General features: G+C 62.1%; 15 protein-coding genes and 3 tRNA genes. All 18 read right to left on the bottom strand.

Annotated features, from left to right (window positions below; translation table 11 throughout):
• Nucleotide 1 precedes the first annotated feature (1 nt).
• Complete coding sequence (ftsX, locus tag D6Z24_RS15390; protein WP_129127493.1) at nucleotides 2-949, bottom strand: permease-like cell division protein FtsX; 948 nt, start codon at nucleotides 947-949, stop codon at nucleotides 2-4.
• Nucleotides 936-1607: a cell division ATP-binding protein FtsE gene (ftsE, locus tag D6Z24_RS15385; RefSeq protein ID WP_129127492.1), complete on the bottom strand. Its 672-nt coding sequence runs from the start codon at nucleotides 1605-1607 to the stop codon at nucleotides 936-938. The genes ftsX and ftsE overlap by 14 nt, the downstream gene beginning before the upstream one ends.
• A gap of 18 nt (nucleotides 1608-1625) precedes the next feature.
• Complete coding sequence (locus tag D6Z24_RS15380; RefSeq protein WP_129127491.1) at nucleotides 1626-2039, bottom strand: prepilin-type N-terminal cleavage/methylation domain-containing protein; 414 nt, start codon at nucleotides 2037-2039, stop codon at nucleotides 1626-1628.
• 4 nt (nucleotides 2040-2043) lie between these two features.
• On the bottom strand, nucleotides 2044-2535 hold the full coding sequence (locus D6Z24_RS15375) for a type II secretion system protein (protein ID WP_129127490.1): 492 nt from the start codon (nucleotides 2533-2535) through the stop codon (nucleotides 2044-2046).
• 18 nt (nucleotides 2536-2553) lie between these two features.
• Nucleotides 2554-5109: a cohesin domain-containing protein gene (locus D6Z24_RS15370; protein WP_129127489.1), complete on the bottom strand. Its 2556-nt coding sequence runs from the start codon at nucleotides 5107-5109 to the stop codon at nucleotides 2554-2556.
• A gap of 22 nt (nucleotides 5110-5131) precedes the next feature.
• Nucleotides 5132-5767, bottom strand: coding sequence for a type II secretion system protein PulP (locus D6Z24_RS15365; RefSeq protein WP_129127488.1), 636 nt, complete (start codon nucleotides 5765-5767; stop codon nucleotides 5132-5134).
• Nucleotides 5764-6318 (bottom strand): type 4a pilus biogenesis protein PilO, encoded by a 555-nt coding sequence (pilO, locus tag D6Z24_RS15360; protein ID WP_129127487.1) that lies wholly within the window; start codon nucleotides 6316-6318, stop codon nucleotides 5764-5766. The genes D6Z24_RS15365 and pilO overlap by 4 nt, the downstream gene beginning before the upstream one ends.
• Complete coding sequence (locus D6Z24_RS15355; protein ID WP_129127486.1) at nucleotides 6315-6881, bottom strand: PilN domain-containing protein; 567 nt, start codon at nucleotides 6879-6881, stop codon at nucleotides 6315-6317. The genes pilO and D6Z24_RS15355 overlap by 4 nt, the downstream gene beginning before the upstream one ends.
• Before the next feature lies 1 nt (nucleotide 6882).
• Nucleotides 6883-7791, bottom strand: coding sequence for a type IV pilus biogenesis protein PilM (pilM, locus tag D6Z24_RS15350; RefSeq protein WP_246014687.1), 909 nt, complete (start codon nucleotides 7789-7791; stop codon nucleotides 6883-6885).
• Nucleotides 7792-7806: 15 nt separating this feature from the next.
• Nucleotides 7807-9528 (bottom strand): GspE/PulE family protein, encoded by a 1722-nt coding sequence (locus tag D6Z24_RS15345; RefSeq protein WP_129127484.1) that lies wholly within the window; start codon nucleotides 9526-9528, stop codon nucleotides 7807-7809.
• A 7-nt stretch (nucleotides 9529-9535) separates the two neighbouring features.
• On the bottom strand, nucleotides 9536-10741 hold the full coding sequence (locus tag D6Z24_RS15340; protein WP_129127483.1) for a type II secretion system F family protein: 1206 nt from the start codon (nucleotides 10739-10741) through the stop codon (nucleotides 9536-9538).
• A gap of 73 nt (nucleotides 10742-10814) precedes the next feature.
• Entirely contained in the window at nucleotides 10815-11000 is a 186-nt protein-coding gene (locus D6Z24_RS15335) for a hypothetical protein (protein ID WP_129127482.1), read from the bottom strand.
• Entirely contained in the window at nucleotides 11000-11740 is a 741-nt protein-coding gene (locus tag D6Z24_RS15330; protein WP_129127481.1) for a polyprenol monophosphomannose synthase, read from the bottom strand. Before D6Z24_RS15330 ends, D6Z24_RS15335 begins: the two co-directional genes overlap by 1 nt.
• A 208-nt stretch (nucleotides 11741-11948) precedes the next feature.
• Nucleotides 11949-12025, bottom strand: a tRNA-Asp gene (locus D6Z24_RS15325).
• Between the two features lie 95 nt (nucleotides 12026-12120).
• Nucleotides 12121-12196: transfer RNA gene (locus D6Z24_RS15320), tRNA-Val, on the bottom strand.
• An 11-nt stretch (nucleotides 12197-12207) separates the two neighbouring features.
• Nucleotides 12208-12284, bottom strand: a tRNA-Asp gene (locus D6Z24_RS15315).
• Between the two features lie 28 nt (nucleotides 12285-12312).
• Nucleotides 12313-12588: an HU family DNA-binding protein gene (locus D6Z24_RS15310; RefSeq protein WP_129127480.1), complete on the bottom strand. Its 276-nt coding sequence runs from the start codon at nucleotides 12586-12588 to the stop codon at nucleotides 12313-12315.
• Between the two features lie 86 nt (nucleotides 12589-12674).
• A complete protein-coding gene (gene lon / locus D6Z24_RS15305; protein ID WP_129127479.1) occupies nucleotides 12675-15098 on the bottom strand; it encodes an endopeptidase La in 2424 nt (807 codons plus the stop codon).
• Between the last annotated feature and the right edge of the window lie 9 nt (nucleotides 15099-15107).

The raw sequence follows: 15107 nt of genomic DNA, 5'->3' as shown, positions 1-15107 counted from the left end.
GCTAGACGTTGATGAACCTTTTGAGCGAGGTGGCGCTTCCTATAAAGCCCAGCAGGACCCCGCCGGCGACGATGCCGGCCAGGTGCGTGGCGGGGAGGAAGGAGAGTCCGGCCGAGGCCGGGTTGATGCCGAGGAAATCACCGGCGTTCTTCAGGAAGGTGTAGTAGCAGGCAAGGAGCGCCAGAAGCGATATCACCGCGCCGGCGGCCCCCTGCAGCACCCCCTCGATCAGGAAAGGGGCCTTGATGAAGAAGCGGGTCGCTCCCACGAGGCCCAAAAGCTCCAGTTCGTCCTTTCTCGCGTAGATGGTGAGCTTTATCGTGTTGGAGACGATGAAGAGCACGGTGATGGTCAGGAAGGCGCCGAGCAGCCCACCCATGAGCCGGAAGAGGTTCATGAAGGAATTGAAGCGCTGCACCCACTCCTCGCCGTACTGCACCTCGCTGATCCCCTGGATCTGCTTGAGTTTCCTGACGTAGGCGGCGACCGATTCGTTGTCGCGGTGCTCACGGTCGAGGCGGATCTCAAGCGATGCGGGGAGCACCTCCTGGGTGATCCCCTCGAGGAGCGATTCCTGCCCCTTAAGACGACTTCTGAGCCGTTTTTCCGCCTCGGCCTGACTCACGAAGATCACCTTCGCGGTGCCGGGGATGGCCTGCACCCTACCCTTCAGCGCGGCCACGGCAAGCGGCGCGGGTTCCTGGTCGAAGTAGGCGGTCACCTGCACCTTGTCGCTCCACCCCTGCGCCATCCCGTCCAGGTTCACGTACACCAGGAGAAAGAGCGAGGCGATGAGGAGGGCAAGGGCGATGGTCCCGACGGTCACCGCGCTTACGAAGACGTTTTGCCTGAGGTTTGCGACCGCGCGGCTGGAAAAGTAGGAAAGTCTGCCGAAAAAGCCTTCCTGTTCGAGCTTCGGGCGCACCGCACCCTTGTTAGCCTTGGACATCGGGCACCTCCACGATCCGCCCCTTGTCCAGCCGGATCACCGTGCGATGGGAGTTCTCGATGACGCGCCGGTCGTGGGTCGCCACGACCACCGTGGTGCCACGGTTGTTGGCCTCCTTGAAGATCGAGAGAATCGCCTCCTTGTTCTCGTCGTCGAGGTTCCCGGTGGGCTCGTCCGCCACGAGGATCTTCGGGTCGTTCACCAGGGCGCGCGCGAGGGCGACGCGCTGCTGCTCGCCGCCGGACAGCCTGAGCGGGGTCGCGTTCACCTTGTCCTCAAGCCCCATGCGCTTTAGGATGTGGAACACCTTCTTGCCGATGTCGCGTTTGCCCCACCCGAGCACCTCGAGCGTGATCGCCACGTTCTCGAGCACGGTGCGGTTCGGAAGGAGCTTGTAGTCCTGGAAGACCACCCCGATGGAGCGGCGCAAAAGCGGTATCTGCGAGCGCGAGAGCCGGGTCAGGTTGACCCCGTCGATGAGGACCTGCCCCCGGGTGGGGGTGAGGTCGGCGTAGACGAGCTTCAAGAGCGTCGACTTGCCGGCGCCGGACTGCCCGGTCAAAAAAACAAAATCCCCTTTGGGGATTTTGAGGTTGATATCGGCCAGCGCGCTAGATTCCGGCTGGTACGACATGAAAACGTTGTGCATCTGTATCATCGTCTGAAAGCCTCTTCGCTACCACTCGTTGTACGGGACGCCGTCGCTGCCGATCAGCGTGGAGCCGCTGTGCACGTCGTAGACGCCTCCCGTCGCGGCGCCGTCGGTGGTCTCGGTCGCGGGGGGGGCGCTCACCACCCAGGTCTCTTTCGATCTGGTGAAGGGATCCTTCGGGATATCCCGCAGGTACTTGTTCTTGTTGTCCACCAGTTCCTGCAGCGATTCCGGGTATTTTCCCTGGTCGGCGTAGTACTGGTCGATAGTGGTGCGGAAGTTGTAGAGGTCCTCCCTGAGCACCGCCTCGCGCGCCTTGATGATGCCCCACTGGTAGTTCGGAGCCGCGATCGCCGCGAGGATGCCGACGATGGTTACCACGATCATCAGCTCTATGAGCGTGAAGCCACGCTTTGTCTTCAGTATCCTCTTCAACATGAGGTCACCAGTCCTTGTATTTCGTGCCGTCAATTGCGACCCCTTGGCTCAGGGAGTACACGTCGAAGACGTCTTCCTTGCCCCAGTTTTTGCTGTCGGGCTCGTCGGCGTAGGAACGCATCCCCCAGGCCGGATCCCCCTCCTGGGCCTGGTAGAAGGGATCCTTCGGGATCCGGCGCAGGAACTTCTTCTTTTCCTTGACGAGACCGCCGAAGTCGTCCCCCTCGACGAGCACTTCCAGGGTAGCGGGGTAGCCGCTCTTGTTGATCACCTGCCCGGTCTTCTGATCGGACTGCACCTTGTCGTAGTTCTTCTTGTATTCGTCGATGGCCGTCCTGATCTCGCGCAGGTTCCTCCTCAGCTCGAGTTCCTTCGTCCTCTTGGAGGCCAACTGGGCCGAGGGGAGGATCAGCGAAGCGAGCATGGTCAGGATGACCATGGTCACCACCAGCTCGATCAGGCTAAGCCCTCGATTGTCTGCCAGGATTTTCCGCATGATGAAAAGCCCGAAGGGCTACTTTACCTCCACTACCGACTTGAAAGGGGTGACGGTGATCACAGCTCCCGCCTTGCCGGTGAAGCTCGTGTTGGAGAAGGAAAGAGCGGTGCTCCCCTTCGCTATCGCCTTGAAGGTCAGCATGGCCACCGCACCGTTGGCAGGAGTCCCCTCCCCTTTCGTGCCGGAAATCCAGACCTCCCCCTTCTTTTTGTCGGCGTAGGACTGGAAGGAGGCAGGTTTCCCGGTCTGCTCCAGCAGCGGTCCTTCCGACTGTGCAACCGGCTCGAGCACCTTCGGGTCGTAGTTCACGACGAACACCGCTCTCTCAAGACCCTGCACATCCGCCACGGTCACCGGCACGGTGAACTGGTCGTTAAGTTTGACGGAAGGAGGCACCGTGAAGGCGAGCAGCGCCTTAGCCAGCGGGGCGGCCGCTGCAGGGGCGGCGGGCGCCTTTTGAGCCGCCGGAGCCGCCGGCGCGGCCGGCGCGGGAACCGGAGCCGCCGGCGCAGCGGGGGGAGTCACCGCAGGCGCTTCGGGAGCGAGGTTCACGGGTTGGAGCAGCTCGGGGTTGTCCTCCGGGTTCGGCTCATCGAAAGGGACCTGGGCGGGGACGGGTGCAGGGACCGCGGGAGGCGCGGAAGCCGCAGCCGGCGCGGGAGCGGGAGCGGGCTTCGGCGCCGGGACCGGTTTGGCCGGAGCCGGAGCCGCGGCGTCCTGCGGCACGAACTCGGGTTCGATGAAGGACTGGTACGGCTTGTTCGTGGAAGGATCGTCCTCGCGGCCGGACCAGAAGGCCGCCACATCGGTGTCCGGCACCGACACGCCACGCACGATGCGCGGTGTGATCGCCAGGAGCAGTTCGTTCTTGTCGTTTGACTTGTCCGTGTTCGAGAAGAGCGAACCGAGCACCGGTATGTCTCCCAGCAGGAACACCTTGTCCTTGCTGTCGGTCTTGCTCTTCTGGATCAGACCGCCGATGATGCTGGTCTCGCCATCCTTCAGAGACAGCACCGTGTCGAGGTTCCTCGTACCGATGGTGACCACGGTGGTCGCCTGGTCGGTACCGACGGTGTCACGCTGCAGGATCGAGCTGACCTCCAGGCCCAGTTTGATGGAGACCTCGTTGTTCAGCTGGATGGTCGGCTCGGCGTTCACCTTGACGCCGACATCGACGTACTGGACGTTGACGCTGGTGCCGGTGGAGGTGGACGACGTGGTGGTGATCGGCACGCGGGTACCCACGTTGAACTTCGCCTTCTCGCGGTTCTTCACCCTGATCTTCGGATTGGACAGGGTTTCTCCGTTGGCCATGGTCTTGCCGAAGTTGAAGGTCGCGTTGGGTATGGTGATGTAGCCGTTGTAGCCGCTCACCCGGAACAGATTGAGCAGGCTGCTCGTATCCGCGACGGTGGTGGTGGTCCCGGTGGTGGCGGAAGTGGTAGCCGTGGTGCTAAGCGTGTCGGAGAAAAACTTCCCGTTCGGGGTGGTGACTCCCATCGAGGTCCCGTAGCGCGAAAGGAGCATGCCGAAGGTCTCGGAGTCTTTCTTGGAAAGCTCGAACACCTCGACCTCGAGAAGCACCTCGGCATCGGGGACGTCGTTCGCCTCCAGGATCTTGCGCGCCACCTCGATCACCTCCGGGGTGTCGCGGATCACGAGGGCGTTCGCCTCCTCGTTCACGTAGATCTTTTTCACCTGGAGCATGGTGCGCACAAGGTTGACCGCCTTCTTCGCGTCAAGCTTGTTCAGGTAGAAGGTCTGCAGGAAGAGTTCCTCGTACTGCTTCTGCTTGTCCGGGGTCTTCGGATAGATGATGATGGTGCTTTCGTTCAGCACCTTCTTGTCCAGCTTCTGCATCCCGGTCAAGAGCTCCATGGCCTGCTGGAAGCTACCGTTCTCCAGGTGCAGCGAGATGTTCACGTCCTTGACCGCATCGTCGAAGACGAAGTTGATCCCGGAGAGCTGGGTCAGGATGGAGAAGATGTCCTTGAGCTTCGCGTCCTTGAACTTCAAGGTGATCGGCTTGGTCGACTTGAGGTTCAGGTCGAAACCGTCGAGTTTGCTCTTCTTGGTGGCGAGGATGCGGTCCAGCCCCTCTTTCGCCGGTGCGTTTTCCGGGTCGAACTGCAGCACGTGCCTGAAGGAGATCATGGCGTCGCGCAGCTTGTGTTCCTTCTCGAAGTCCAACGCCTCCTGCAGATAGGTCTGGGCGTTTCGAAGCTTCAGCGCCTGCTCCGCGCGCAGCTTAGCCTCTCCGTAGCCCGGGTCCATGGCGAAGGCGCTCTGGAACTCGCGCACGGCTTCGTCGTAGTTCTTCTTCTCGAAGAAGGTCTCCCCTTTTTTGAAGTGGACCCTGGCGGCGGCAGCGGTCACGTTGAGGAGCTTGACCCGGTATTCGCCGTTGTCGGGGTGTGCGGAGGCGACCTCGGCGTACTTCACCAGCGCGCCGTCCAGGTTCCCTTCGCGCTCTAGCTGCTCGGCCTTGCTGAAAGCGGTGCGTCCCGCGGCACAGCCGGAGAGGGCCACGGTAACCAGCATGAGGGTTGAGATCGATCTTAGTCTATGCATGCAGTTGCTCCTTGAGGCCTGGTTACTTGCGGCGCGTGCTGAGCGACCTGTTCTCTACCAGCGGTATCACCATCTGCCGGTCGGAATCGACCGACTTTATCGTGATGGCGTCATCGGTAAGGTCGGCGACCCTGAATTTGGGGCCAACCTGCCCCCCCTTCTTGACCACGAAGATCTCCCCCCCTTTGGAGAGGAACACGGTGCGTTCCCCACCCTTCTTGAGGAATCCGAGAAAGACGATCTTCGCAAGATCCGCCTCGTCCAGTTGCGCCTGGGTCGGCGGTGGCGGCGGTGGCGGCGGAGCCGGCGCGGCGACCGGGGGAGGGGGCGGCGGCAGTTTATGGGGCGGCGGCGGTGGCGGCGGCAGTTTGAGCGTCCCGGGCTTTACCTCTTCCCGGAAAAGCGGGGCGAAGATGTTGCGCCGGAAACCGCCTGACCCGGCGTTGTTCCCCTGCAACAGGTCCAGACGTACTCCCCCGGCAGGTGCCGTCGCGTTTTTCTGCGCCCCCGGGTCCTTGCGTATCGTGGTGGCCTTGACCCCGGGGCGGTTTTTGAGGGCGGGGGCCTCCTGTTGCCTTGGAGACCGCAGGAAAGCGTAGGCCACGGCACCCGCCAGGGCTATCAGCAGAAGGAAAAGCGCGAGTTTCTGGCGGTTCATGCCCCCTCCGTTAGCAGATAGACCGTAGTCTGGAGCTTCATGTCGACCTTTTCCTGGGTCGCTTTATTGTTCCCGATCGTCATGGTGTCCACGGTCACCATCTCCGGGAAGCGCACCATGTCGACAAGGAAATTCTTGACCGCACCGTACTTCCCGCTCACCTGGAAAGAGACGACGTACGGCAGCACCTGCGTCCCCTTGATCAGTTGTCCCGGTTTGTAGGTGATACCTTGCAGGGAGAGGGAATTGCGGTTTGCGGTTTCGTAGATACGGCCCAGAGCCGCCGCGAAGTCGCGTTTGGGGATGAGCAGCCTGCGGAACTGCTCCAGGTCGCGCATGCCGCGCTGGTACCTCGTGGCGTCGGCCTCGGTCTCCCCGCGGGCAAGGGAGTCGCGCCTGGCGAACCACTCCTGCTGGCGCTTGGCAAGCTCCGGCCTCTGGTAGGTGGCGAGGTAGGCCTCGATCCCCACGGCGATCAGCAGCAGAAACGCCAAAAAGGTGAACACCTTGCGCCGTGCGGCCATCATGTCGAGTATCGTCTGGAAGTTCATCGGTAGCTGACCTTGCAGGAAACGGAAAAGGTGTACCCGCGCTGCGAGGTATCCACCTTCAACTCGCCCTGGTTCAAAAGAAGCACTTCGGAAAAGCCGGGGGTCCGTTCCATGTTCTCCAGCAGCGCGCGGAGGTTTGCGAAGCTAAGGGCGATGCCGGTGACCTTGATCCCCTGCGTCCCCTTCTTTTCCTTGTCCCCCTCTCCCGCTTGCGCGGAGGGGTCGACCTGGGTGACCATGACACCGGCAGGCACCACCTGCTCCAGCTTGTCCAAAAGCCCCACCCAGTTCACGGTCTTGCGATCGATCAAGGTGTTGGCGAAGGCGATCTTTGCATCGAGCTCGCTCATCTGCGCCGCAGGGATGGGGGGAGCACCCGCCGGTCCGCGGCTCGCCGTGGCCACCTGGCCCTTGATCCTGTTGATCTCAGCCTGGTTCGTGGCGACCTCGCGCACGAGGTAGACGAGCAGCAGCGAAGCGACCGCGAAGCAGACCGCCAGCACCGCGTTCAGCTGGCGCTTGTTGACGTAGCGCCTGGTGGCGAGGTTGATGGTGAGTCTCATGTTAAAGGCTCCTAAGCGCGGCGCCGAGGGCGCCGGCCAGCGCGTGCATGCCGGGGCGGTCCAGTCCAAGGGTCGCCCCCTGGCGCACCATGCGCTCCAGGTCGAGCAGTACCGGCTCCATGCCGCTCGCTTCCGCGACGAGCGCACGGAAGGACTCGGCATCCCCCGGGGACGCCATGCAGAACACCTCGCTCACCGCCTGACCCGGGAACTGGTCACCGTAAACCAGGAAGGAGCTGTTCACCTCGCGGAACAGGTGCTGCACCTCCCCGGCCGCGTCCTTGCTGCGGTAGAAGTTCAGCACGCCGCCGTTGAAGATCAGCACCGTCATGGTCCCCTGGTAGTAGGAGACGAAGGCGCCGTCTTCGGCGAGGTCCAGGCGCGGGGTGAAGAGGCGGTAGAGGTTGAAGGAGGTGAAGTCGATCAGCTTGGGCTCGAGCCCCGCTTCGACGAGCAGCTCCTCGTACTGGGTCACCACCGGGCGCGAAATCAGGGAGACCAAGAGCGAAACCGCGCCGTTCTCCTTCTCCTCCAGGATCTGGTAGTCAAGCTGCACCGAACCGACGTCGAAGGGGAGGCTCTTTTTGAGCTTCCAGCGGATCACATCCAGCCCCTCCTCCCGGCTCCTGAAGCGCGCCTCAAGTTCGAGGAGCACCACGCGGCCGACGGCGTCGGGTAGCGAGACGTTGACGGCGCGCTCCCTGGTGAGCAGGCGCAGGTGGGCCTCTTTCAACTGGGCAACGAACCCCTTGGCATCGGTGATGTTGGGCTCGCGGCGGGACAGGGTCAGCATCCCCGGCGCGAACGGCAGGGAGAGTCCCGCCTCCACGAGGGGAACTTTGCCGCCGCTAGCAAGGGCGAAGCTGAACCCGGCGGGGGAAAGCTCAAGCCCGAGACTTTTGCTGGACATTAGCATATCAGGCACCTACTCCACAAAGGTGACACGGTTGATCTCTTTGAGGGTCGTCTCCCCGGCCAGCACCTTGGCCACCGCGGATTCCCTAAGGAACATGGTCCCGGCTGCCTTGGCGGCCTTTTTCAGCGCGGCGGCCGGCGCCTTCGAGATGATCAGCTCACGGATCTCGTCGTTCAAGTCCAGCAGCTCCACGATGGCGGAACGTCCCCGGTATCCGGTTCCGTTGCACTCGTCGCACCCACGCGCCTCGTAGAGGGTAAGGCCGCGGGTGCGCTCGGGGTCGATGGCCGACTCGCGCAGTTCCTCGTCGGTGTGCACCACGGCCTTCTTGCACGCCGGGCAGATCTTCCTGACCAGGCGCTGCGCCATGACGCAGTTAAGACAGGCTACGAAGTTGTAGGGGTCGATACCCATGTGGGTGAAGCGGCCGATGACGTCGAAAACGTTGTTCGCGTGCACCGTGGTGAACACGAGGTGGCCGGTGAGGGCGGACTGCACCGCGATCTGGGCCGTTTCCGAGTCGCGGATCTCACCGACCATGATCTTGTCCGGGTCGTGGCGCAAAACGGAGCGCAGGCCGCGGGCGAAGGTGAGTCCCTTCTTCTCGTTCACCGGGATCTGCGTGATGCCGGAGAGGACGTACTCGACCGGGTCCTCGATGGTGATGATCTTCTCGAGGCCGGTATGGATTTCGGTGAGCGCACCGTAGAGGGTGGTCGTCTTGCCGCTACCGGTAGGGCCGGTAACGAGCACCATGCCGTAGGGCTCCTTGATCATCTTCCTGAAGCGCTTGATCTCGTGGGAGGCCATGCCGAGGGTCTCGAGGGTGAGTCCCCGGAGGTCGCTGGCGATACTCTCCTTGTCGAGGATACGGATGACGGCGTCCTCGCCGAAGGCGCTCGGCATGATGGAGACACGGAAGTCGATCGACTTGGCGCCGATCCTCACCTTGAACCTGCCGTCCTGCGGGATGCGCCGCTCAGAGATGTCCAATTCGCTCATGACCTTGAGCCTGGAGATGAGCGGTCCCTGGAAGTGGTTGTCGATCGGGTCGGTCGCCTTGTAGAGCACGCCGTCGATGCGGTACTTGATGATCACCCCTTCCTGGGCGGTCTCGATATGGATGTCAGAGGCGCGGCGGGTGAGCGCATCGAGGATGGTGGAGTTGACGAGCTTGATGATGGGGCTCGTGTCGGCCGAGACGTTCTCGACGGAGAGGATCTCCTCCCCCTTGTCGGTCTCGGTGACGAGCTGGAGCATGAAGTCCTCGGAGACTTCCTTCAGAACACGGCTCGTCCCCTCCCCCCGCTTCAGGAGGTAGGTGATCTCGGAGTCCGCGGCGACCCGGAAGCTCAAGGGGCGCTCCAGGAGCAGCGCCATCTCGTCCAGTTGCAGCACAGCGGTCGGATCGGAGATGGCGACGACGAGGAGGTCGCCCTCCATTTCCAGTGGTACGAAGTGGTAGCGGAACATCACCTCGGGGGGAACGACGTTGAAGAGCGACTCGTCGGGGCGCACCCCCTTGAGATCGACGAACTCGAGGCCGAACTGCTCGGCCAGTGCCCGTCCGAGAGCCGTGTCGTTGATGAGGCCGTCGGCAAGGCATATGGCCCCCAGGCGCTCCTTGGTGGACTGCTGCTTGTCCAGAGCGTACGCCAACTGGTCCTTGGTCAGGTCTCCCCGCTCCACGAGGATGTCACCGAGCCTCTGTCTCTTGAACGGCTTCAGCATGGTCCCTCTAGCCTACGGTACTGGCGATCTTGAAGATCGGCAGGTACATGGTGATGATGATGGTACCTATGACGACGCCCATGACAATCATGATGGCGGGCTCGATGGCGGTGCTCAAAACGTGGAGGTTGCGCTCGATCTCGTCCTCGAAGTAGTCCGCGATGTCGCCCAGCATCTCCTCCAGTGCGCCCGTGGTCTCGCCGACCGACAGCATGCGCAGCGCAAGCGGCGGAAGCAGCTTCATGTTCTCAAGGGCGGTGGAGAGCTTGCTCCCCTCCTCGACGCGGTGCACCGCCAACAAAAGGCCGCGTTCCAGCACCTTGTTGTTCAGGGTCCCGACCGACATGCGCATCGCTTCCACCACCGGGATACCGGAGCCGAGCACGGTGGCAAGGGTCCTGGTGAACCCCGCGAGCGCGTAACGGATGGCGATGGCGCCGACGAAGGGAGTCTTGATCTTCATCGCATCCACGCGGTAGCGTCCCGCCTCGGTCTCCTTCCAGCGCCGAAACAACACTATGCCGACCGCGACCATGCCGATGAACACCGGCAGGTAGTGGCGCAGCGCCTTGGTCGAGTTGATCAGCATCTGCGTCGGCACCGGGAGGGCGTTGCCGGAGTCGGCGTAAATCTGGCTGAAAGTCGGTACCACGTAAACAAGGAGCAGGGCGATGGCGATCACGGCGACGGAAATGAGGATCGCCGGATAAAAAAGCGAACTTATTATCTTCCCGCGGAACCCCTCTGTCCTTTTCAGGAAGGCGATGTAGCGCCGGATGGTCTGTGGCAGGTCACCGGTGCGCTCGCCGGCGCGGATGGAGGCGATGTAGAGCTGCGGGAAAATCCTGGGGTATTTCTCCAGCGCTGCGGAGAGCGCGAGCCCCCCCTTGATGTCCTCGCGCACGGCGCCGAGGATCTCGTTCAGCTTTCCGGTGCCGGACTCGAGGATGGTATCGAGCGCCTGTATGATGGGAAGCCCCGCCTTGAGCAGCACCAGAAACTCCTGGTTGAAGAGCAGGAGTTCCTTATTGCCGATCTTCCTGCGACCGATGCCGGACTCAAGCAGGAACTGGAACGGCTTCTTGCGCACCTCGAATACGACGTAACCCTGCTCTTCCAGACTCTGCCTCAGCAGGTTGGCGTTGACCGAATCGAGCTCCTTAACCAGAATCCTGCCGTCAGAGGAGCCTATTTTGCAGGTATATATGGGCATAAGCCAATATCACTACCACAATTAAGAGAGAATTAAAACAGTAAAACAGGGAGTGATTCCGTCTACAACGACGTTACGCCCGGGTCATGCCGAGTATCCAGATCACGAAGCAGAAAAGCCCGGCCCCGCCCCACTGAAGCGCCGAGCGCCCGTCAAAACGGTCCCGGGCCGGGAACGCCTTGAGAATCAGCAAGATGGTGCAGAAGATACCGCCCCAAAGCCCGGCCAGGCAGAGCGCAGACCAAAAAGACGAGGACATTATCCCCTCCCCACCGGCAGCAGCTTGCGCAGCAGCGTGCCGAGCTTCAGCTTCCATACCATCACCACCGCCTCGCGCACGATGCGCTTGGACATCTTGGAAGTACCGGCGTGCCGGTCTATGAAGATGATGGGGATCTCGCTGATACGGAAACCCTTTTCCTTGCAGCGGTAGTTCATCTCGATCTGGAACGAGTAGCCGTCCGAACGTATGCTGGAGAGATCGATCGCCCTCAGCGTATCGGCCCGGAAACACTTGAAGCCGCTCGTGCAGTCGGAGATGGTGAGCCCGGTGATGACCCGGGTGTAGACACTGGCGAAGTAGCTCAGCATGAGGCGGCGCAGCGGCCAGTTTACCACGCTGACCCCGTTCAGGTAGCGCGAACCGATGACCAGGTCGGACTGCCGGGCCTCTTCGAAGAAATACGGGATCATGTCGGGGTCGTGGGAGAAGTCCGCGTCCATCTGCACCACGAGGTCGGCCCCCATGTCGAGAGCCCTGGCAAACCCTTCGCGGTAGGCGGAGCCAAGCCCGAGCTTGCCGCTTCGATGCATCACCGAAACCCGTCCGGTCTCGGCCCCGAGCCGGTCCGCCAGTTCACCGGTGCCGTCCGGGGAGGCGTCGTCCACGATCAGAAGCTCGACGGCCGGGTCGAGCGCGAGGATCTCCCGTACCAGCTTTTCCAGGTTGTCTCTTTCGTTGTAGGTGGGGATTACCACGATGGGCTTGATGGGTTTCAAGGAAGGTTCGCCTTTTGTTCGCAATAAATACGCTAAGACCGCAATATCATGGCCGGTTCACCGGCAAATGCACCCGAAACAAGAGCTTGGCAGAGGATAAACGATTTAGCGTTGCCAAGTCAAGCTAAAGGGAAAGCGCGCCGGTGTCGCAACCGGTGACCAGAACGAAAAAAGGAAAGGCCGCCTTTCATGGCGGCCTTTCCTTGTATGGCGGGGTTGACGGGGCTCGAACCCGCGACTTCCAGCGTGACAGGCTGGCACTCTAACCGACTGAGCTACAACCCCAACTCTCTAAAACCTGAGAATCGGCTCTACGTTCTAGGTTCTATGTTCTACGTTAACTTTGAACGCAAAACCCGGAACGCAGAACGTGTGTTTTGTGGTGGGTGAAGAGGGGATCGAACCCCCGACATCCAGCTTGTAAGGCTGGCGCTCTCCCAGCTGAGCTATTCACCCAATATTTTGTATGGCGGGGTTGACGGGGCTCGAACCCGCGACTTCCAGCGTGACAGGCTGGCACTCTAACCAACTGAGCTACAACCCCGCATCTTTCAGGTTCCCGAAGGAACCGCTTAACCGTTAACCAGAGCCTTCAGGGTGTTGCCGGCCTTGAACTTCGGAGCGGAGGAAGCAGGGATTTCGATCTGCTTGCCGGTCTGCGGGTTCTTACCGGTACGTGCGGCGCGCTCGGCGACGCTGAAGGTGCCGAAGCCAACCAGGGTGACCTTGTCTCCACCAGCGAGGCAGTCGGTCAGGGCATCGAGGATACCGCTGAGAGCCTTGTCCGCATCAACCTTGGTCAACTGTGCTTCTTCGGCAATGGCGCTTACCAGCTCGGCCTTATTCATTAGTTCCTCCTAGAGATGCATCGCAAAGTGAAGCCACCTTATATCAGAGCCCGCTTCGGGCTGTCAACCTTTTTTCTAACTTTTTTTCAGTGGGGCACCACCGGAGCCTCGCCTGCTCCTTGGGCCGGATCAGCATACAGGGCGGCCGCCGGGAGCCCTACCGCGGCGAGCAGGGCATGTCCCAACACCTCGTCCATGTGCGCCACCGGATGTACGGTGAGCCCGGAGAGGATCTCTTTGGGAACCTCAGCCAGATCCTTCTCGTTCTCCTTCGGGATGAGGACGGTCTTGATGCCGCCGCGTCCGGCGGCGAGGAGCTTTTCCTTCAGGCCGCCGATCGGGAGGACGGTGCCGCGCAGGGTAACCTCTCCGGTCATGGCGATGTCGCGGCGCACCGGGCGCCTGGTCAAGGCCGAGGTGAGCGCGCACGCCATGGCGATCCCCGCTGAGGGGCCGTCCTTCGGGATGGCACCTTCGGGTACGTGGATGTGGATGTCTAAGTGCTGGTAGAAGTCCTTGGGGAAGCCCAAAAGTTCGCCCCTGGAGCGGACGTAGGTCATCGCCGCCTGGGCCGACTCCTGCATCACCTCGCCGAGCTTACCGGTAACGGTCAGCTTCCCCTTCCCCGGCAATGCGACAACCTCGATATTGAGGAGTTCACCGCCGACCTCGGTCCAGGCGAGACCGGTCACGAGCCCCACCGCATCCTCCTGTCCCACCTCGCCGTACTTGTAGCGCGGGGGGCCAAGGTAGGCCGCGATCTGCTTTGGCTGCACGGAGCGGCGCGGCTTCCCTCCCTCTGCGATGGCGAAGGCGATTTTCCGGCAGACGGCGCCGATCTCGCGCTCGAGGTTTCTGACGCCGGCCTCGCGGGTGTAGCGCCGGACCAGCTCCAGAAGCGCCGCATCGGTAAAGGCGACCCCCTTGCCGGCAAGCCCGTTCCCCTCGGCCTGCTTGGGGATCAGGTATTGCCTCGCGATGGCGAGTTTTTCGTGCTCGGTGTAACCGTCCAGCCGCACCACCTCCATGCGGTCCAGAAGCGGCCTCGGGATGGTGTGGCTCGAGTTGGCCGTGGTGATGAACATCACCTTGGAGAGGTCGTAGTCGAGGTCGAGGAAGTGGTCGTTGAAGCAGGCGTTCTGCTCGGGGTCGAGCACCTCAAGGAGCGCCGAGGCGGGATCGCCGCGGAAATCCGAGCTCATCTTGTCGATCTCGTCCAGGAGAAACACGGGGTTCGAGGAGCCGCACTTCTTGAGCGACTGGACGATCCTCCCAGGCATCGCACCTACGTAGGTGCGCCGGTGCCCGCGGATCTCCGCCTCGTCGCGCACCCCGCCCAGGGAGATCTTGACGAAATCGCGACCGGTCGCCTTGGCAACCGAGCGCGCGAGCGAGGTCTTGCCGACGCCGGGAGGGCCCACGAGGCAGAGGATCGGCCCCTTCATCCCCGGGGCAAGCGCGTTCACTGCGAGGTACTCGAGGATCCTCACCTTCACCTTCTCGAGGCCGTAGTGATCCGCCTCAAGGCAGGCGCGCGCCGCCGGGATGTCGCGTCTCTCCTCGGCGAACTTCCCCCAGGGGAGCGCGAGGAGCCAGTCCACGTAGTTGCGCACCACGGCCGCCTCGGCGGACATGGGGGACATGAACTTAAGCTTCCTGATCTCGCTTTGCACCTTCTGCTTCGCCTCGGCGGAGAGCGGGAGCTTCCCGGCCTTCGCCTCGAGGTTTCGCAGCTCCTGCTTGAACTCGTCCTTACCCCCCAATTCCTTCTGGATGGCCCGGATCTGCTCGTTCAGGTAGTAATCCTTCTGGGTCTTCTCCATCTGCTTCTTGACCCTGGCGTGGATCTTCTTCTCGATCTGCAGGATCTCGATTTCCGCCCCCATGAGCGAGAGGAGTCGCTCCATGCGCCGGGCCGGCTGCACCGCGGCCAGGAGTTCCTGCTTCTGGGCCACCTTGAGGTTCAGGTGCGGAGCGATGGTATCGGCGAGACGGGAAGGATCGGTGATCCCCTGCACGGACTGGAGGATTTCGGAGGGAACCGAGCCGTTCAGACCGACGTAGTTCTCAAAGGAGGCGAGCACGCCGCGCTTGAGCGCTTCCACCTCGGTGACGTTGTCCGGCTTCTCGACGAGCGACTCGACGTCGACTTCGAAGTAATCGGTCCTGTCGTTGAAGGAAACGATGGAGCCGCGCCGTTTCCCCTCCACGAGCACCTTCACGGTGCCGTCGGGGAGTTTGAGGAGCTGGATCACCTGGCACAGCGTTCCCACCGTGTAGATGTCACCCGGCTCGGGGTCCTCGGTGCGGGCGTTTTTCTGGGTGGCCAGAAGGATCAGCTTGTCGTTCTGAGCCATGGCTGCTTCGAGGGCGAGCACCGACTTCTCGCGCCCCACGAAGAGGGGGATCACCATATGGGGGAAGATGACGATGTCCCGTAAAGGAAAGAGAGGGAACCTTTCCGGATTCCCTCTCTTCTTTCTGCGTCTGGTGCTGGTTTCTTCGGTCATATTGTCCTG

Origin of the sequence: Geomonas oryzae, assembly GCF_004117875.1 — a bacterium.
Lineage (GTDB): Bacteria > Desulfobacterota > Desulfuromonadia > Geobacterales > Geobacteraceae > Geomonas > Geomonas oryzae.
This window is presented reverse-complemented; position numbering and strand designations above follow the sequence as displayed.

Coding starts and splice junctions, on each gene's coding strand:
- ftsX (WP_129127493.1), bottom strand. CDS start 949: ATGTCCAAGGCTAACAAGGGTGCGGTGCGCCCGAAGCTCGAACAGGAA.
- ftsE (WP_129127492.1), bottom strand. CDS start 1,607: ATGATACAGATGCACAACGTTTTCATGTCGTACCAGCCGGAATCTAGC.
- D6Z24_RS15380 (WP_129127491.1), bottom strand. CDS start 2,039: ATGTTGAAGAGGATACTGAAGACAAAGCGTGGCTTCACGCTCATAGAG.
- D6Z24_RS15375 (WP_129127490.1), bottom strand. CDS start 2,535: ATGCGGAAAATCCTGGCAGACAATCGAGGGCTTAGCCTGATCGAGCTG.
- D6Z24_RS15370 (WP_129127489.1), bottom strand. CDS start 5,109: ATGCATAGACTAAGATCGATCTCAACCCTCATGCTGGTTACCGTGGCC.
- D6Z24_RS15365 (WP_129127488.1), bottom strand. CDS start 5,767: ATGAACCGCCAGAAACTCGCGCTTTTCCTTCTGCTGATAGCCCTGGCG.
- pilO (WP_129127487.1), bottom strand. CDS start 6,318: ATGAACTTCCAGACGATACTCGACATGATGGCCGCACGGCGCAAGGTG.
- D6Z24_RS15355 (WP_129127486.1), bottom strand. CDS start 6,881: ATGAGACTCACCATCAACCTCGCCACCAGGCGCTACGTCAACAAGCGC.
- pilM (WP_246014687.1), bottom strand. CDS start 7,791: ATGTCCAGCAAAAGTCTCGGGCTTGAGCTTTCCCCCGCCGGGTTCAGC.
- D6Z24_RS15345 (WP_129127484.1), bottom strand. CDS start 9,528: ATGCTGAAGCCGTTCAAGAGACAGAGGCTCGGTGACATCCTCGTGGAG.
- D6Z24_RS15340 (WP_129127483.1), bottom strand. CDS start 10,741: ATGCCCATATATACCTGCAAAATAGGCTCCTCTGACGGCAGGATTCTG.
- D6Z24_RS15335 (WP_129127482.1), bottom strand. CDS start 11,000: ATGTCCTCGTCTTTTTGGTCTGCGCTCTGCCTGGCCGGGCTTTGGGGC.
- D6Z24_RS15310 (WP_129127480.1), bottom strand. CDS start 12,588: ATGAATAAGGCCGAGCTGGTAAGCGCCATTGCCGAAGAAGCACAGTTG.
- lon (WP_129127479.1), bottom strand. CDS start 15,098: ATGACCGAAGAAACCAGCACCAGACGCAGAAAGAAGAGAGGGAATCCG.